Annotated in this window: 11 protein-coding genes, 1 tRNA gene, 3 rRNA genes and 1 pseudogene; 13 read left to right on the top strand and 3 right to left on the bottom strand. The window is 64.4% G+C overall.

The window, feature by feature from the left end; genetic code table 11:
• The first annotated feature begins 55 nt into the window (after nt 1-55).
• The 4 genes and pseudogenes from EO776_RS08970 to EO776_RS08955 all read left to right on the top strand — a co-directional run bounded on the left by EO776_RS08970 (nt 56) and on the right by EO776_RS08955 (nt 2,084).
• Entirely contained in the window at nt 56-337 is a 282-nt protein-coding gene (locus EO776_RS08970; RefSeq protein ID WP_049932629.1) for a ubiquitin-like small modifier protein 1, read from the top strand.
• Entirely contained in the window at nt 334-690 is a 357-nt protein-coding gene (locus EO776_RS08965) for a hypothetical protein (protein ID WP_049932631.1), read from the top strand. Before EO776_RS08970 ends, EO776_RS08965 begins: the two co-directional genes overlap by 4 nt.
• Nucleotides 690-1,205, top strand: a pseudogene (locus EO776_RS08960) (hypothetical protein); the annotation flags it as partial. The gene EO776_RS08965 and the pseudogene EO776_RS08960, both read left to right, overlap by 1 nt.
• Nucleotides 1,206-1,358: 153 nt before the next feature.
• Nucleotides 1,359-2,084 (top strand): fumarylacetoacetate hydrolase family protein, encoded by a 726-nt coding sequence (locus EO776_RS08955; protein ID WP_094519824.1) that lies wholly within the window; start codon nt 1,359-1,361, stop codon nt 2,082-2,084.
• 36 nt (nt 2,085-2,120) lie between these two features.
• Here the strand turns inward: EO776_RS08955 and EO776_RS08950 are convergent, their stop codons facing one another.
• Nucleotides 2,121-2,960 carry a DUF7117 family protein gene (locus EO776_RS08950; RefSeq protein WP_094519823.1) on the bottom strand — a complete coding sequence of 280 codons (840 nt, stop codon included), beginning with the start codon at nt 2,958-2,960 and terminating at the stop codon, nt 2,121-2,123.
• Between the two features lie 198 nt (nt 2,961-3,158).
• Here EO776_RS08950 and EO776_RS08945 point away from each other — a divergent pair, with 198 nt between their 5' ends.
• The 4 genes from EO776_RS08945 (at nt 3,159) to EO776_RS08930 (ending at nt 9,485) form a co-directional block, all read left to right on the top strand.
• Nucleotides 3,159-4,268, top strand: a complete 1,110-nt coding sequence (locus tag EO776_RS08945) for a DUF7544 domain-containing protein (protein WP_094519822.1) — start codon at nt 3,159-3,161, stop codon at nt 4,266-4,268.
• Between the two features lie 190 nt (nt 4,269-4,458).
• Entirely contained in the window at nt 4,459-6,711 is a 2,253-nt protein-coding gene (locus tag EO776_RS08940; protein ID WP_089308805.1) for an NADP-dependent malic enzyme, read from the top strand.
• A 66-nt stretch (nt 6,712-6,777) separates the two neighbouring features.
• Nucleotides 6,778-7,590: a DUF7839 domain-containing protein gene (locus EO776_RS08935; RefSeq protein WP_094579848.1), complete on the top strand. Its 813-nt coding sequence runs from the start codon at nt 6,778-6,780 to the stop codon at nt 7,588-7,590.
• A gap of 689 nt (nt 7,591-8,279) precedes the next feature.
• Entirely contained in the window at nt 8,280-9,485 is a 1,206-nt protein-coding gene (locus tag EO776_RS08930) for a Cdc6/Cdc18 family protein (RefSeq protein WP_094580380.1), read from the top strand.
• A 104-nt stretch (nt 9,486-9,589) separates the two neighbouring features.
• Here the strand turns inward: EO776_RS08930 and EO776_RS08925 are convergent, their stop codons facing one another.
• Nucleotides 9,590-10,150 carry a TATA-box-binding protein gene (locus EO776_RS08925; RefSeq protein ID WP_049932645.1) on the bottom strand — a complete coding sequence of 187 codons (561 nt, stop codon included), beginning with the start codon at nt 10,148-10,150 and terminating at the stop codon, nt 9,590-9,592.
• 670 nt (nt 10,151-10,820) lie between these two features.
• Between EO776_RS08925 and EO776_RS08920 the strand changes: the two genes are divergently transcribed.
• The 5 genes from EO776_RS08920 (at nt 10,821) to EO776_RS08900 (ending at nt 17,132) form a co-directional block, all read left to right on the top strand.
• Nucleotides 10,821-12,290 (top strand): 16S ribosomal RNA (locus EO776_RS08920).
• Between the two features lie 164 nt (nt 12,291-12,454).
• A tRNA-Ala gene (locus EO776_RS08915) sits at nt 12,455-12,526 on the top strand.
• 270 nt (nt 12,527-12,796) lie between these two features.
• Nucleotides 12,797-15,709, top strand: a 23S ribosomal RNA gene (locus EO776_RS08910).
• 132 nt (nt 15,710-15,841) lie between these two features.
• Nucleotides 15,842-15,963, top strand: a 5S ribosomal RNA gene (gene rrf / locus EO776_RS08905).
• The 16S, 23S and 5S rRNA genes sit together here with 1 tRNA gene alongside, the layout of an rRNA operon.
• Nucleotides 15,964-16,460: 497 nt before the next feature.
• Nucleotides 16,461-17,132, top strand: coding sequence for a hypothetical protein (locus tag EO776_RS08900; RefSeq protein WP_094521363.1), 672 nt, complete (start codon nt 16,461-16,463; stop codon nt 17,130-17,132).
• Nucleotides 17,133-17,159: 27 nt separating this feature from the next.
• Here the strand turns inward: EO776_RS08900 and EO776_RS08895 are convergent, their stop codons facing one another.
• Nucleotides 17,160-17,462: a hypothetical protein gene (locus tag EO776_RS08895; protein WP_049929308.1), complete on the bottom strand. Its 303-nt coding sequence runs from the start codon at nt 17,460-17,462 to the stop codon at nt 17,160-17,162.
• Nucleotides 17,463-17,487 lie beyond the last annotated feature (25 nt).

The raw sequence follows: 17,487 nt of genomic DNA, 5'->3' as shown, positions 1-17,487 counted from the left end.
ACCGTCGCCTTCCGTGGCCGACCGCTTTTAACCCGCCGCGACCCGACGTACGGGTATGGAACTGGAACTGCGGTTCTTCGCGACGTTTCGCGAGGCCGCCGGCGGGAAGACGGTGAACGCGGAGTTCGCCGACGCCGCGACCGTCGGCGACGTGCTGCGCGAACTGGAGTCGGAGTACGAGGGGATGGAGGGCCGACTGATCGCCGACGGGGACCTCGCCCCGCAGATCAACGTCCTGAAGAACGGCCGCGAGGTGCTCCACCTCGACGGGCTCGACACACCGATGGCGGACGGGGACCGGCTCTCCGTGTTCCCGCCCGTCGCGGGGGGCGCATGAGCGACGACGGCTCGGCGACCGCCGAGGACGTGGTCGACGACGCGGACGCTTCCGGCCTCCCGCCGGCCGAGGAGGGGTGGGAGCGCGAGACGGTCGCGTACCGCGGTATCTCTCGGCGGCTCGCCGCCCATTATCTCAGGAACTTGGGCGGGGAACTCGTCGGGACCGACGAGCCCGCGGAGGCGACCAGCGTGGCGGGCGACGGCTGGCGGGCGGCCCTCAGCGCCGAGAAGGTGACCGCCGCGGCCGCGATCGAGATCACGGAGGTGACCGCCGAGTTCGCGGGCGACCCGGACGCCCTCGGTGACCTCCTCCCGAAATACCGGCAGAAGGCCATGCGCGCCGGCGGGTGATGTCCGACGACGACAGCGAGTCCGGCGACCACGGAGAGGACGCCGACGGCCGCAAAGGGGACGCCGACGGCGAGGTCGACGGTCGTGGAGCGGACGCCGACCGGGACCCGGGGACGTACCCCATCGAGGGGACGGCGCTGGTGAAGACGACTGCGCTTGCGAGCGTGCCCGCTGCGCGCGTGCCGACGCTCCTCGCGCGCGTCCAAGCCGACCTCGGCCCCAGAATCGATGCGTATCGCCGGAGGTACGAGCAGATCGAGGCCGAGCCGGGGCGCGAGACGTTCCTTGTTGAGCCGGACCACTGGGACGAGGTGGCCGAGCGCGTCGGGCTCTCCGAGCGCGAGCGCGACGCCGTCGTCCGCGCGCACGAGGCCGCGGTCGAACGGCTCGGGGCCGGGAGCGGTCGCCGGGCGGAGTTCGACGCCGCCCTAGAAATCCGGTCGGCCGTTGTCATCGGTCTCGACGAAGATGGGGACGGCGGTCGTGAGGAGGATGCCGGTCGTGAGGCGGACGGTAGTCGTGAGGAGGATACCGGTCGTGAGGCGGACGGTAGTCGTGAGGAGGATACCGGTCGTGAGGCGGACGGTAGTCGTGAGGCGGACAGCGACGATTGATCCGGGCCGTGCCGCCACCGACGCCTTTTCGAACCGCAGCGCAGAGGTGCCTGTATGCGACTCGCTCGACTGCTCACGCCGGACGGTCCCGTGGTCGGCCGATACGACGACGGCACAGTCGTCGCCGACGACGGCCGGTACGAGGTCGGCCGCGACGGCCGACTGCTCCCGCCGTGTGACCCCACCGCGCTGTACTGCGTCGGCCGGAACTACGCCGAGACGCTCGACCAGATGGACTACGAACGGCCCGAGGTGCCGGATTTCTTCATCAAGCCCCCGACGAGCCTGCTCGCGCACGGCGAGGAAATCCGATATCCAGAGTGGACCGACGAGCTGACGTACGCCGGCGAACTTGTCGCCGTGCTCGACGAACGGTGCCGGGATCTCGCCCCCGAGGACGTCCCGGAGGTCGTCCGCGGCTACACGATACTGAACGATGTCGACGCGCTCGACCAGCAGGGCCGGACCGCGCGGAAGGCGTTCGACGGGTCGGCGCCGCTGGGCCCGTGGATCGAGACCGACGTGGACCCGACGGATATCGACATCGAGACTACCGTGGGCGGCGAGGTGCGACAGGACGCGACCACCGAACTGATGCTGTTCGGTCCCCGAGAGGTCGTCTCGTACCTCTCGAAGCGGTTCACGTTCGAGCCCGGCGACTGTGTCGCGTTCGGCAGTCCGGCGAATCCCGGGCTCGTCGAACCCGGCGAGCGGGTCGAAATCACCTACGAGGGGGTCGGGACGCTCTCGAACGCGGTGGTCGCGTCGGGCGGGGAGTGACGGCGCCGAGTTCGGCCGGGTGAACGCCGGGTGATCTCACCGATCCGCGGGGTCGAAGTCGTCGACGCTCGCGTCGTCGATCAGGCGGTTGGCGGTCGTCAGCGTCGTCTCGTCGCCGGTCCGCACGTAGGTTCCGAGCGCGTCGGCCGCCTTCACGAGCCCGTCCGCGGCCGCGGGCGGCACGTCGCCCCCGAGGGCGTCGGCGCGCGCGACGCGGTCGCGAAGGCGCTCGAACGCGTCGCGAGCGGGACCGATCCGAGAGCCGGGGCTCTCTCCTTCGACGGTAACCGCCGGGGAGTCGCCCTCGGCGTCGGCGGTGCGTTCCGCCCCGTCCGGTCCGGCGCCGGATTCGAGTTCGTCGAGGAAGTCGAGCGCGTCGCTGCGGTACGCCTCGACCGCGCGCACGGCGGCCATCCCTCGGGCCTCGCGGAGCGCGGTCGGTACCTCCCCCGCAGCCGGGCGCTCGCCGTCGTCGGCGCCGGCGAGCAGCCCGAGGAGGTACTCGCGATCGGCGTCGGTCGCGTCCCGGAGCCGTTCGAAGCAGTCCACCGCCTCCAGCAGCTCTCGGGCAGCGAGGTAGGTCTCGTCGAGCGGCACGAGACGCCCGCCGTCGATGAACCCGCGCTTCCGGCAGTACTCTCGGAGGTCCGACTGGAGCTCGTCGACGCCAGAGCGCGGGAGCGTCCCGGTCGCGTTCCCGAACCGCTCGCGGTGCGCCGCGAGGTCGAGCGCGACGGGCGCGTCGGTGTGTGCCGTCCGGGCGTCGACGCCGACGCTGCGCAGGTCGCCGCAGCTCGGACACGCGACGGAGCCCGTCTCGTAGTACGACCACCGCGTGCCACAGGACTGGCACTCGCGTTCGCCGCGGACCTTCATGCGTTCGGCTTCGTCGCGTCCGCCCTAAATGACTGCGGGTCGAACGTGTGGCCACGCGGGACACGGGCGAGCCGTGCGATCTCGCGAGACGGGCGGTCGCGGAACGGGCGGCCGCGGGACGGGCGGCCGCGGAACAGGCACCTCCCTACAGGCGGCTCGGGTACCAGCATATTTCATCCCTTCCGGCGAACGATCGGTATGAGCTGGCACGCCGTCGACGCGGTCGACCGCGCCGTCGACGCGACGCGACGGTTACTCTTTCCGTTCGAGGCGGTCCGATGGGCGAAGCTCGCCGCCCTCGCGGCCGGCATGGCGGGCGGCGGCGCCGCGGCGTCGCACGTCGGTGCCTCGTCGCTCGGCGCCTCGACGGCCGGGCTCGTGGGGTGGGCGACATCTACCTCGACGGGCGTCGGGGCGGGACCGGTGGGGATCGGACGCATCGTCGGTCCGGCAGCCGAGCGCGTCGCGGGACTCGACGACGCGCTGCTCGTCGCGGCCGCGGTCGGGGGGCTGGTCGCGGCGTTCGCGCTCGTCACGTGTTCGGTCGCATTCCGGCTCGCGTTCTACGACGCGCTCGCGACGACGGAAGTCGCGCTCTGGCGACCGTTTCGTACACGGTTTCGGCAGGCCCTCGGGCTGTCGGCCGTCGTGACGGCCGGCGCGGTCGTCGCCGCGATACCGGCGGCCGCGTTCGCGGTCGTTGCCGCAGACTCTGCTGTGTCGGGCGCGGCGGGCGTAGAGGTCGGCGGGGTGTCCGGTGCCTCCGAGGTCGCGGTCGTCGCGCTCGGAGTCACTGCTGGCGGCGTAGCGCTGATCGGGACCGTCGGCTCCCGGCTCACGCTGGAGCTCGTCGCGCCGGCGATGGTCGCCCGCGACGTCGGGGTGCTCGCCGGGTGGCGGACGGTTTGGGCCTCGCTCCGCGAGTCGCTGAGCGATGTCGCGGTCTACCTCGCGGTTCACGCCGTCGTCGCGGCGAGCGCCGGGATCGTCCGGGCCGTCGCAGTCGCCTCCGTCGGCGGGGTGGTCGCCGCGGTCGGCCTCGTCGTGCTGGTGCTCGCCGCGGTCCCGCTCGGCGGAGTGGCGGCGTTGGTCGAGACGACCGCGGGGGCGATCGTGCTCGCGACCGTCCTGCTGTGTGCGGTCGCCGCCGTCGCGGTGCTGACGCTCCCCGTCCTCATCGTGGCGCGAACGTACCTGACGGCGTACGAAGTCTCGACGCTCGCCGGGCTCGCTCCGGGGCTCGCTCCGCTGGCGCCGACGCTCGTCGCGAGCGACGACCCGGAGCCAGCCGACGGTGGGCCGGTCTGAGGACGCGCCGACGGGGCTCCGCGGTCGACGGACATCCAAGTTGTCGACGAGCATCGAAACGCCAACACACATCGAGATCTCGTTGAAGTACTTCGATGCCGTCGAAGGGCGCCGCAAGATCGTCGAACGTCGAATCACACACTCGACACCATCGCATACCTTTTTACTCCGTTCACGAATGGAGAAAGACATGGGACTAGACGACGACGCCCGGGAGTATCACCGGCAGGAGCCGCCCGGAAAGATCGAGATAGAGACGACGAAGCCGACGAACACCCAGCGAGACCTCTCGCTGGCGTACTCCCCCGGGGTCGCGGCGCCGTGCCGCGATATTGCGGCCGACCCGGAGTCCGTCTTCGAGTACACGGCGAAGGGGAACCTCGTCGCGGTCGTCTCGAACGGCTCGGCCGTCCTCGGGCTCGGTGACATCGGCGCGGCCGCCTCGAAGCCCGTGATGGAAGGGAAGGGGGTGCTGTTCAAGCGGTTCGCCGACATCGACGTGTTCGACATCGAGCTCGACATCGACGCCGTCGACCCGTTCTGCGAGGCCGTGAAGGCGATGGAGCCGACGTTCGGCGGCATCAACCTCGAGGACATCAAGGCCCCGGAGTGTTTCAAGATCGAGGAGCGGCTCCGCGAGGAGATGGAGATCCCGGTGTTCCACGACGACCAGCACGGCACCGCGATCATCTCCGGCGCGGCGCTGATGAACGCGGTCGACATCTCCGATAAGGACCTCTCGGAGCTCGACATCGTCTTCTCCGGCGCCGGCGCGTCGGCCATCGCGACGGCCCGGTTCTACGTCTCGCTGGGGGCGCGCGAAGAGAACATCACAATGTGCGACTCCTCCGGGATCATCACCGAAGAGCGGGTGGCGGCCGGCGACGTCAACGAGTACAAAAGCCAGTTCGCCACCCCCGTCGAAGACGGCGATCTCGCGGACGCCATGGACGGCGCAGACGTGTTCGTCGGGCTCTCCGTCGGGGGTATCGTCTCGCAGGAGATGGTCCGCTCGATGGCCGCGGACCCGATCATCTTCGCGATGGCGAACCCCGACCCGGAGATCACCTACGAGGACGCCAAGGACGCCCGGGACGACACAGTGATCATGGCGACTGGTCGGTCCGACTACCCGAACATGGTGAACAACGTCCTCGGGTTCCCCTTCCTGTTCCGCGGGGCGCTCGACGTGCGTGCGACCGAGATCAACGAGGAGATGAAGGCGGCCGCCGCGGAGGCGCTAGCCGACCTCGCGCGCAAGGACGTTCCGGACGCGGTCGTGAAGGCATACGGCGACGACCCGCTCCAGTTCGGTCCCGACTACGTCATTCCGAAGCCGCTCGATCCGCGGGTGCTGTTCGAGGTGGCGCCGCGCGTCGCGGAGGCGGCGATGGAGTCCGGATCGGCCAGGACGGAGATCGATCTGAACCAGTACCGCGAGCGCCTCGAGGCTCGCCTGGGGAAGTCCCGCGAGATGATGCGGGTCGTGTTGAACAAGGCGAAAAGCGACCCGAAGCGGATCGCGCTCGCGGAGGGCACCGACGAGAAGATGATCCGCGCGGCCTACCAGCTCTCCGAGCAGGGGATCGCGGAGCCGGTGTTGCTCGGCGACGCCGACACCATCTCCCGGACCGCGTCCGAGCTCGGGCTCTCGTTCCGCCCCGAGGTGGTCGACCCGGACGAGCGGGACGTCTCCGGATACGGCGAGCGGCTGTACGAGCTCCGAAAGCGCAAGGGGATCACCAAACGCGAGGCCGACGATTTGGTCAAACGGGACACCAACTACCTCGGGAGCGTGATGGTAGAAACCGGCGACGTCGACGCGATGCTCACCGGGCTCACGCACCACTACCCGTCCGCGCTCCGGCCGCCCCTCCAGATAGTCGGTTCGGCGGCCGACACGGACACCGTCGCCGGCGTGTACATGCTCACCTTCAAGAACCGGGTGATCTTCTGTGCGGACACGACCGTCAATCAGGACCCCGACGCGGAGACGCTGGCGGAGGTCACGCGACACACGGCGGACCTCGCGCGACGGTTCAACGTCGAACCGCGCGCCGCGATGCTATCGTACTCGAACTTCGGGAGCGTCGACAACGAGGGGACGCGGAAGCCGCGCGACGCGGTCGACATTCTTCAGTCCGACGACGTGGTCGACTTCCCGGTCGACGGGGAGATGCAGGCCGACACCGCGGTCGTCGACGACATCCTCAACGGGACCTACGAGTTCTCCGAACTTGACGAGGCGGCCAACGTCCTCGTGTTCCCGAACCTTGAGGCCGGGAACATCGGATACAAACTCCTTCAGCGGCTCGGGGGCGCCGAGGCCATCGGACCGATGCTCGTCGGCATGGACGAGCCGGTCCACGTCCTCCAGCGTGGCGACGAGGTGAAGGATATCGTCAACCTTGCGAGCGTCGCCGTCGTGGACGCCCAAGAGTAGCTCGCCGGGTGTACCGCGGGCGCCGGGACACCAATTTTACTTGTTTCCGACTACAACATCGGTGGTATGGGAACGAGCGAGGATCCGGACGAGCCGGCCGGGCCGCGAGTGCTGGATAACAGGCGCGACGCGACTCGTTACCGGGTTCTCGTCGAGATCGCCGCGCGACAGCCGGCGGTGAGCCAAGAGGAGATCGCGGACGTCATCGGTGTGACCTCGCAGGCGGTGAGCGACTACGTCCGCGACTTGGTCGACGGAGGGTTCGCGGAGAAACGCGGTCGAGGTCGGTACGAGGTGACCAAAGAGGGAGTCGACTGGATAATCACGCGAACCGACGCCCTCTCGGACTTCGTGTCTCGCGTGTCCGACGATGTTCTGGGAAGCGTCGACGTCGACGCCGCCGTGGCGACCGACGCGGTTGCGGAAGGTGACGACGTCGGGCTGGAGATGCGCGACGGCGTGCTACACGCCGTCCCGGAGGGGGGATCGGCGACAGCGGTCGTCGTCACCGGCGGTGAGGCCGGAGAGGCGGTCGGCGTCACCGACTTCGAGGGGGTCGTCGAGTACGACCCGGGCGTGGTGACGGTCGTGTCCGTCCCGGCGGTGACCGAAGGGAGTCCGCCGTCTCCCGAGGTCATCACGGATCGCGCCGCGGACGCGGATCTGATCGCGGTCGGTGGGACCGAAGCCTACGCGCTCGCGACGCGGACCGGGCTCCGGCCGGACATCCGATTCGGTTCGGCGACGGGCGTGTCTCAGGCCGCCCTCCGGGGCTTGGACGTGCTGTTGCTCGTTTCGACCGACGAGCTTTCTCGCCACACGACGCGACTCCGTGAAGACGGCGTTCGGTATGAGGTCCGCGACTCTCTCACACCGTAGGTCGGTACGTCGGTCGCTGTGGTTTCGTACGGTGAGACACACCGTGTTTCCGGTGAAATGGGGCTATCTTGGGTGGGAGCGACTTCGCTGTGGGCGGTTTAGTTATCTATCTGACCGATATAGAACAACAGGATTTATATCCTACATCAGAGTAAAGCTCGCCAAGCGAAATGAGCGACAGCTTGCCGCGCGATACATGCGTTTCACCGGAAACTACTATTCTACTGAGAGCTCGCACTTTGACGGAAGCCCGCACTTTGACGGAAGCCCGTACTTCGTTGGAAGCCCGCACCCCATCTGAAGCCTGAGTTTCACCGGAAACACGGTCTCCCCCCTGTTGGTCGACCCGCCTGAGGCACTCAGCGAACACCTCGTTTCCGGTGAAACAGTCTCCTCAGACAGTGTCCGTTGACCTCTCCACACCCGTATATTCGGATTTTCCAACGGTCATCTCTTCTCCGCTCACTCCTCCCAGCCGAATTACTCTATGAGCCCGATCACTCCATGCGTTGGAGCGCGTCACATGCCGGCTCACTCCGTGAGTACTTCCCCCGCCCGCCACCCCACGGCCGACCACCCTTTTCACCGGAAACACGGTGTGTGTCTCTCTCCACCGACCCGTCCCTCGCTCCGCTCCGAACGTAGCCGCGAAACAGAACGCATTTCACCGGAAACACGGTGTCTCCCTCATGGACGCAGCGGACGACCTCTTCACGAGGGAGGACCCTATCTTCGCGAACAAGGAACTCCTCGAGATCAGTCACTTGCCGGGCGAGGGACGCATCGTCGGCCGCGACGACGAGATCGCCGATCTGGCGACGGCGGTCAATCCGGCCATTTTCGGCCAGAGCCCGAGCAACGTCCTCATCTACGGGAAGACGGGCACCGGGAAGTCCCTGTGCGCGAAGTACGTCTCCAAGCGACTCGTCTCGACCGCGAGCGAGGAGGGTGTTACGGCGACGTTCGCCTACGTCGACTGCGCGCAGGACACCACCGAGACGCAAGCGGTCCAGACGATCGCCGAGGGTGTCAACGACCCCGAGGAAACCGGGATCAACGTCCCCGATAAGGGGCTCTCTACGTCCACGTACTACAAGCGACTCTGGCGGATCCTCGACCAGCGGTACGACGTCGTCTTGATCCTGCTCGACGAGATCGATAAGCTCGATGACGACGCCATCCTGATGCAGCTGTCCCGCGCTGGCGAGGCGGGAAAGATCACCGACTGTAAGTTGGGCGTCGTCGGCATCAGCAACAAGATCCAGTACAAAGACCGGATGGACGAGCGCGTCAAATCGAGCCTCTGTGAGCGCGAGTTCGTCTTCCCGCCGTACGACGCGAACCAACTCAGGGAAATCATGCAGGCGCGGGCGGACGCGTTCCACGACGCCGTTCTCGAACCCTCGACGATCCCGCGCGCCGCCGCGCTGGCGGCGCGCGAACACGGCGACGCGCGGAAGGCTATCGACATCCTCCGGTACGCGGGCGAGATCGCACAGGCGAACGGCGAACCCACTGTTCGTGAGGAGTTCGTCACGCAGGCGCGCGAGCGAGCCGAGACCGACCGATTCCGCGAACTCATTCGCGGGTCCACCCCGCACTCGAGGTACGTGCTTCAGGCGCTCGCGCTACTGTCGCTCTCGAACGGTCGTCAGGACGGATTCCGCACCAGCCGCGTGTACGAAATCTACGAGAATATCTGCCGGCAGGAGGGATCCGATAGCCTCTCGCTACGGCGCGTCCGCGACCTCCTGAAGGAGCACGCGTTCCTCGACATCATCGAACAGTCGAAACACAGCGGCGGTAGCGCCGAAGGAAGCTACACGAAGCACCAACTCCTCGAGGACCCGAGCGTCGTCAAAGAGGTCCTTACCGAGGATGATGCCGAGAGCTGATCGAGTCGGTTCGGCCACCCGACGGTCCCCCCGCCACCGCTCTACGACGAGCACCGTGCCGTCGCCGCGACGAGGCCCCGCACAGACCGATCGATTCGCCCGCGTCAGCCGAGCAGGCCGAGTCCTTCGATCCGCTCGACGATCTCCTCGACGGCTTCCTCGGCGTCGTCAGTCCGCTTACCGCCGGTGATGACGATCTTCCCGCTTCCGAAGAGGAGGATGACGACCTCGGGTTCGTCCATCCGGTAGACGAGCCCGGGGAACTGCTCCGGCTCGTACTCTACGTCTTCGAGACCGAGCCCGATCGCGAGGGCGTTGAGATTGAGGTTGTGCCCCAAGTCCGCGCTCGACACGATGTTCTGAACGGTGATCTCCGGATCATCCTCGACCGGGATCTGGAGGCCCCGAAGCTTCTCGAAGATGATCCCGAGCGCGTCGTGGACGTCGTCGATGCTCTTGGCACCCGTACAGACGATCTTCCCCGACCGGAAGATGAGCGCGGCCGCCTTCGGCTCTTGAGTCCTGTAGACGAGGCCGGGGAAGTTGTCGGGATTGAAATCTGCGCCCGGGAGATCCTCTGCGAGCGCCTCCAAGTCGAGCTCCTGACCGATACCCGTCGATGCAACAACGTTCTGAATCTCGATCGAGTCTGCAGGGTTCGTCATCGTTCGCTTTTATATGTGTCCCCCTCCCTTATAAACGCCCGTGGTATAAATGGCCAACTGCCCCACACCGCACATAGTGTCCTGTCCTGCGCGCGCGTGAGGCCGCCGCCGCAACCTGGATTCCATGATACACTTCTGATACGTTCGGCTCTCAGACGTTCCGATCGTATCGCCCAGTGTCGCGAGATCCTGCCGATACCAAATCTCCCTACTGGATCAGCTCGTTGTAAACTGCTCCATGAAACCGCATGACGTGGGGCCGACGCTTCGACGGGGTTAAATACAACCCGGGCATTCGAATGAATGCGAGGAGCCCCCGACGGGGGGGCACCGGCCGGCCGCCAACGCGGCCGGTCGAAGCGTTCCGACGTGCTTAAGTGTATAAGCCCGTTCGGTTGAAACGCGAAGAACGCACCGCGGACTCGGGCCGTTCAACTCGGCCCGGTTTCGCAGAGTCGGTTCATCCGACTCACCCGATGAGGATCGCGCCCCCTGCGCTCCGGCGTAAGCGGCGATCTGATGTGAGCCGTGGTCGTTCGGTGTCATCCAAGCCGCTGGATGGACCGGACACCACACAGACCAATGCAATGGTGTGTCAACCTTCGTCTCAACCGAAGTTGACACCCGCCAACACCCCCTTCGAGCCGGGAATCAGGCTCGAAGGATACTCATTCCGGTTGATCCTGCCGGAGGCCATTGCTATTGGGATCCGATTTAGCCATGCTAGTCGCACGAGTTCAGACTCGTGGCGAATAGCTCAGTAACACGTGGCCAAACTACCCTTCGGAACACAATACCCTCGGGAAACTGAGGTTAATAGTGTATACCATACCACCACTGGAATGAGTGGTATGCCAAACGCTCCGGCGCCGAAGGATGTGGCTGCGGCCGATTAGGTAGACGGTGGGGTAACGGCCCACCGTGCCAATAATCGGTATGGGTCATGAGAGTGAGAACCCAGAGACGGAATCTGAGACAAGATTCCGGGCCCTACGGGGCGCAGCAGGCGCGAAACCTTTACACTGCACGACAGTGCGATAGGGGGATCCCAAGTGCACAGGCATAGCGCCTGTGCTTTTCGGTACCCTAAGGCGGTACCAGAATAAGGGCTGGGCAAGACCGGTGCCAGCCGCCGCGGTAATACCGGCAGCCCAAGTGATGGCCGATCTTATTGGGCCTAAAGCGTCCGTAGCTGGCCGCGCAAGTCCATCGGGAAATCCACCTGCTCAACAGGTGGGCGCCCGGTAGAAACTGCGTGGCTTGGGACCGGAAGGCGCGACGGGTACGTCCGGGGTAGGAGTGAAATCCCGTAATCCTGGACGGACCGCCGATGGCGAAAGCACGTCGCGAGAACGGATCCGACAGTGAGGGACGAAAGCCAGGGTCTCGAACCGGATTAGATACCCGGGTAGTCCTGGCCGTAAACAATGTCTGCTAGGTGTGGCTCCCACTACGAGTGGGTGCTGTGCCGTAGGGAAGCCGCTAAGCAGACCGCCTGGGAAGTACGTCCGCAAGGATGAAACTTAAAGGAATTGGCGGGGGAGCACTACAACCGGAGGAGCCTGCGGTTTAATTGGACTCAACGCCGGACATCTCACCAGCATCGACTGTAGTAATGACGATCAGGTTGATGACCTTATCCGAGCTTCAGAGAGGAGGTGCATGGCCGCCGTCAGCTCGTACCGTGAGGCGTCCTGTTAAGTCAGGCAACGAGCGAGACCCGCACCCTTACTTGCCAGCAGTACCGCGAGGTAGCTGGGGACAGTAGGGGGACCGCCGTGGCTAACACGGAGGAAGGAACGGGCAACGGTAGGTCAGTATGCCCCGAATGTGCTGGGCAACACGCGGGCTACAATGGTCGAGACAAAGGGTTCCAACTCCGAAAGGAGACGGTAATCTCAGAAACTCGATCGTAGTTCGGATTGTGGGCTGCAACTCGCCCACATGAAGCTGGATTCGGTAGTAATCGCGTGTCACAAGCGCGCGGTGAATACGTCCCTGCTCCTTGCACACACCGCCCGTCAAAGCACCCGAGTGAGGTCCGGATGAGGCGTACCTCGTACGTCGAATCTGGGCTTCGCAAGGGGGCTTAAGTCGTAACAAGGTAGCCGTAGGGGAATCTGCGGCTGGATCACCTCCACCGACCCGAGACTCGCCCCCTGGGCGAGCTCACCTTAGACCGTCACCACGACGGTCACTACTCATTCGCACTGGTCTGTGTACCGTCCGCCCACCCACCGGCTTGGACACCGCAGAACGACCACGGCTCACACAACACGCGAGAACCTTCCCACCAGGGAAGGTGGGCTCATAGCTCAGCGGTAGAGTGCCTCCCTTGCAAGGAGGATGCCCTGGGTTCGAATCCCAGTGAGTCCATGTCCGTCCGAAGCGAATCCGTCCCCTTAAGTGGGAGACGCGATTCGATTCGGACACGACGACCGATGCACCATCCCGGGAAACCGCGGATGGGAAGGGTTCGACGAACGCCCCGTCACACCCGGAGCGATTCAATGACAACCGTGTATACGTGCGATCCAGACGTCCACTGAACTCATCCGAGTTCGTGGAACGTCAGTGAACCATATACAGTCGGGTGACACTATGTCACTTGACCGTCAGTGACTCTCCTTCGAGAGTCGACTGACACACTACTGGCTACTGTGCCAGCTGGTGAATGGCTCGGCTCGAGAGCCGACGACGGACGTGCCAAGCTGCGAAAAGCTCGTGGGACCCGCATGGAGGGAAAGAACACGAGATCTCCCAATCGGAATCCGTTCAACAATTGCCACGCGCAATAGGGAACGCCCTGAATTGAAACATCTCAGTAAGGGCAGGAAAAGAACGCAACAGCGATGTCGTCAGTAACCGCGAGTAAACGCGACACAGCCCAAACCGAAGGTCTTCGGACCAATGTGGTGTTCGGGTTGACAACCAAATCTCGACACTCTCTCAGAAGTCTCCTGGAACGGAGCGTGAAACAGGGTGACAACCCCGTATGAGAGAGCAGTACGGATGGCGTCAAATCCAGAGTAGTAGGGGTCGGATATCCTCTATGAACATCTCAGGCATCCCCTGAGAAGGCTAAACACTCCTCGAGACCGATAGCGAACAAGTAGCGTGAGCGAACGCTGAAAAGCACCCCGAGAAGGGCGGTGCAATAGGGCCTGAAATCAGTTGGCGATCGAGCGACAGGGCGTACAAGGCGTCTCTTGAAACGACCGAGGAGCGATCCTCTAGTAGGAAGAGAGACGAGCCGGCGTCGTGTCGTGCGTTTTGAAAAACGACCCAGGGAGTGCACTTGATTGGCGAGTCTAACCGGCGAACCCGGGAAGGCGCAGGGAAACCGATACGGCCGCAGCATTGCGAGGGCCACCGTGTTCAAGCGCGGGGAGTCAATCAGGTGCGACCCGAAACCAGGCGATCTACGCGCGAGCAAGGTGAAGCGTGGCGAAAGCCACGTGGAGGCCTGTTAGAGTTGGTGTTCTACAATACCCTCTCGTGACTCGTGTGTAGGGGTGAAAGGCCCATCGAGCCTGGCAACAGCTGGTTCCAACCGAAACATGTCGAAGCATGACCTCTTCAGAGGTAGCCCGCGGGGTAGAGCTACCGATTGGATGACCCGCCTCCGAGAGGAGTCGGCCATCCTGTCGAACTCCAAACCCGCAGGCGCTGTAGACGAAGGGAGTCCGGTGCGCGGGGTAAGCCTGTGTACCGTGAGGGGAACAACCCAGAGCCGGGTTAAGGTCCCAAAGTGTAGATTAAGTGCGATTCGAAGGTGGTCTCAAGCCCTAAACAGCCGGGAGGTGAGCTTAGAAGCAGCTACCCGCTAAGAAAAGCGTAACAGCTTACCGGCCGAGGTTTGAGGCGCCCAAAATGATCGGGGCTCAAATCTACCACCGAGACCTGGCCGTGCCCTTGACAGGGGCAACCGCGTAGGTTGGCGTACTGGTCGGACGGAAGCCCGGGCGAGAGCTCGTGTGGACCGTCCAGTAACGACAATCCTGGTCACAGTAGCAGCGATAGTCGGGTGAGAACCTCGACGGCCTGAAGAGCAAGGGTTCCTCGGCACTGCCGTTCAGCCGAGGGTTAGCCGGTCCTAAGGTGTACCACAACTTGACTACACCGACGGGAAGCTGGTTAATATTCCAGCGCCATCGTGCAGTAAACGCCGACGCCGTGTGGAACGCTGAGCCGGGCACTCGCCCGGTCGAATCGTGGAAACTCGTGGACGCCGTCACGGCACGAAGCGAGCGAAACGCGAAACAGCGAAAGTCAGCCGTACATAGGGCCCGTGAAAAGGCAAGCACGATGTCCGTACCGAGATCCGACACAGGTGCTCTGCCAGCGCAAGGCAAGGCCTGTCGGGAGAACCGACGTTAGGGAATTCGGCAAGTTAGTCCCGTACCTTCGGAAGAAGGGATGCCTGCTCTCTAAGGAGCAGGTCGCAGTGACTCGGGCGCTCCGACTGTCTAGTAACAACACAGGTGACCGCAAATCCGCAAGGACTCGTACGGTCACTGAATCCTGCCCAGTGCGGGTATCTGAACACCTCGTACAAGAGGACGAAGGACCCGTCAACGGCGGGGGTAACTATGACCCTCTTAAGGTAGCGTAGTACCTTGCCGCTTCAGTAGCGGCTTGCATGAATGGATAAACGAGAGCGCCACTGTCCCAACGTTGGACCCGGTGAACTGTACGTTCCAGTGCGGAGTCTGGAGACCCCCAAGGGGAAGCGAAGACCCTATAGAGCTTTACTGCAGGCTGTCGCTGAGACGTGGTCGCCGATGTGCAGCATAGGTAGGAGTCGTTACAGAGGTACGCGCGCCAGCGCGCCACCCAGACAGCATTGAAATACTACCCGTCGGTGACTGCGACTCTCACTCCGGGAGGAGTACACCGGTAGCCGGGCAGTTTGACTGGGGCGGTACGCGCTCGAAAAGATATCGAGCGCGCCCGAAGATCATCTCAGCCGGGTCGGGAATCCGGCGAAGAGCGCAAGAGCACAAGATGGTCTGACAGTGTTCTTCCCAACGAGGAACGCTGACGCGAAAGCGTGGTCTAGCGAACCTACGAGGTTCCGGAATGGGACCCGTAGATGACAGAAAAGCTACCTTAGGGATAACAGAGTCGTCACTCGCAAGAGCACATATCGACCGAGTGGCTTGCTACCTCGATGTCGGTTCCCTCCATCCTGCCCGTGCAGAAGCGGGCAAGGGTGAGGTTGTTCGCCTATTAAAGGAGGTCGTGAGCTGGGTTTAGACCGTCGTGAGACAGGTCGGCTGCTATCTATTGGGGGTGTGAGGTACCTGACGTGAACGAACGTATAGTACGAGAGGAACTACGTTTGGTCGCCACTGGTGTATCGGTTGTCCGGAAGGGCAGATGCCGAGTAGCCACGCGACACGGGGTAAGAGCTGAACGCATCTAAGCTCGAAACCCACATGGAAAAGAGGTACCACAGAGGTCACTCGTAGAAGACGAGTTCGATAGACTCGGGGTGTACGCACCGAGGCAACGAGGTGTTAAGCCCACGAGAACTAACAGACCGAGCCACATTCATTGGCGCTGACGCGCCACGACTCGCATGAGTTCAGGCGGTATCTGGATCGCACGTATACACGGTTGGTACCGAACCACGACCGACACAGGAGTCTCTGTAGAGAGTCTCGGTTCGACTCCGAGAGTCGGCATAAAGGCGGCCAGAGCGGTGGGGACACACCCGTACCCATTCCGAACACGGAAGTTAAGCCCACCAGCGTACCGTGAAGTACTGGAGTGAGCGATCCTCTGGGAACCACGGGTCGCCGCCTGCCCACTCATCCGGGAGAATACTCCCACCCAGCCCACGGACATACGTCCGTGGGCTTTTTTGATGTATAGCGAGCAGCGAGGGCGCTGACGCGCGACCGCTAGGCTTAAACGCTCCACAGCGACAGCTCCGGATCAGTCCGAGAAACCGCCGATATCGCCTGCCGGACAGCGTGAGAGGTCGCTTCGTACCGGTATCCGATCGACAGCAGCGGGTCGTCGGCCCGCCGCACCGAATGCGCGGACAGTGATCGTCTCGGCGCGAATCGTATCAGTACTAATAGTTTCGTCAGTAAGTTTATCAGTTCTGTCGCTGAACCCAAGTGTAATGGGCGGACCGAACGGCACGGTACGGCTGTTCTGTGGCGAGCAGCCGTCGGTTCGCGACGGAGTGGACTCGGACCGTGTCGTGTCCGTCCTGTTTGGGACCGACGTGGAAAGGTGGCGGAGCGGCTGGGATCGAGCGCGAGCGAGACCGCCCGACAGAGAGGCGGTAGTGGACGTGAACGACATCGCTCGGAGCGGGACCGCCGCGTCGACGCAGGTCGTACCGAACAACGGCCTCGCTTACACGGTCCTCGGCGGGACCGTGGAAAGCGAACGGGTTTTCGACGCCGTCGCCGACCACTTCGACGGCGTCCCCGATGGCGCGATCGATGTGGTGGTCGACGACCTCGCGCCCGTCGCCGCCCGGGAAGGCGTCGACTCGGCAGTCGCGTTCGTGGACCGTCTCCTCGAGCGGTTTGTGGGGAGAGTGGGTCGGATTTCGATGGGGTGCTCGTTCGAGATCCCCGTGGAGTTGCTGTCACGAGTCGGCGCCCGCGCCGATGTCGTCGTCGGGCCCGACGCGGAGGCGGTGACGGCGGTCGAACGGCTCTCCCGCGAGGATCCCACGACGTTCGGGTACGTCCGTCGCCACTGGGTGGAGGCCAAACGCGGCATCGAGACGTGCGACCGAAACTACCCGCAGTCGAAGCAGGTACACGCCGCGCTGGCGGACCCGGAGACGACGCCGCGAACGCTGGGGGCGACGCTGTCGGGGATGGTCACGCTCGGCGCGCTCGAAACGTGGGGAGACACCGTCGGCCCGACCCGGTACGATCTCACCGCGTACCGGCCGAAACGGACGTGGGCGCTCGGTGCGGCGATCGCGACGGGCGTCTCAGACGACTGAAGGCGGGGTCGTACCGCAGTAGACGCGCTACTCTTTTGATCCGTCCCGAGCGTCCGCCTCCGCGACGCGTTCGAGGTCGGCATTCACCACAGTCCCGTTCGGCTCCAGCGTCACGCTCCCGAGCGATGCGGTCTCGCCCGTGTCGTACCGCGCGGCGACGGCCTCCAGCGTCGCTTGTCGGTCGAGCCGCTCCCACACGGCCTCCGCGATGAGCGACTGGAACGCCTCTGGGTCGGTCCATCCGGCGTCGATATCTGATGGAACACCGACGACGACGCGCAGTTCCGTTTCGGTGACGCGGATGCCGACGCCGAACGTGTCCGCACACATGTGTGCCGGTTCGCGTCGCGGAGTG

It is taken from the genome of Halorubrum ezzemoulense, assembly GCF_004126515.1.
Lineage (GTDB): Archaea > Halobacteriota > Halobacteria > Halobacteriales > Haloferacaceae > Halorubrum > Halorubrum ezzemoulense.
This window is presented reverse-complemented; position numbering and strand designations above follow the sequence as displayed.

What these genes read in the sequence shown, in the direction of transcription:
- EO776_RS08970 (WP_049932629.1), top strand. Translation starts at nt 56, where the DNA reads ATGGAACTGGAACTGCGGTTCTTCGCGACGTTTCGCGAGGCCGCCGGC.
- EO776_RS08965 (WP_049932631.1), top strand. Translation starts at nt 334, where the DNA reads ATGAGCGACGACGGCTCGGCGACCGCCGAGGACGTGGTCGACGACGCG.
- EO776_RS08955 (WP_094519824.1), top strand. Translation starts at nt 1,359, where the DNA reads ATGCGACTCGCTCGACTGCTCACGCCGGACGGTCCCGTGGTCGGCCGA.
- EO776_RS08950 (WP_094519823.1), bottom strand. Translation starts at nt 2,960, where the DNA reads ATGAAGGTCCGCGGCGAACGCGAGTGCCAGTCCTGTGGCACGCGGTGG.
- EO776_RS08945 (WP_094519822.1), top strand. Translation starts at nt 3,159, where the DNA reads ATGAGCTGGCACGCCGTCGACGCGGTCGACCGCGCCGTCGACGCGACG.
- EO776_RS08940 (WP_089308805.1), top strand. Translation starts at nt 4,459, where the DNA reads ATGGGACTAGACGACGACGCCCGGGAGTATCACCGGCAGGAGCCGCCC.
- EO776_RS08935 (WP_094579848.1), top strand. Translation starts at nt 6,778, where the DNA reads ATGGGAACGAGCGAGGATCCGGACGAGCCGGCCGGGCCGCGAGTGCTG.
- EO776_RS08930 (WP_094580380.1), top strand. Translation starts at nt 8,280, where the DNA reads ATGGACGCAGCGGACGACCTCTTCACGAGGGAGGACCCTATCTTCGCG.
- EO776_RS08925 (WP_049932645.1), bottom strand. Translation starts at nt 10,150, where the DNA reads ATGACGAACCCTGCAGACTCGATCGAGATTCAGAACGTTGTTGCATCG.
- EO776_RS08895 (WP_049929308.1), bottom strand. Translation starts at nt 17,462, where the DNA reads ATGTGTGCGGACACGTTCGGCGTCGGCATCCGCGTCACCGAAACGGAA.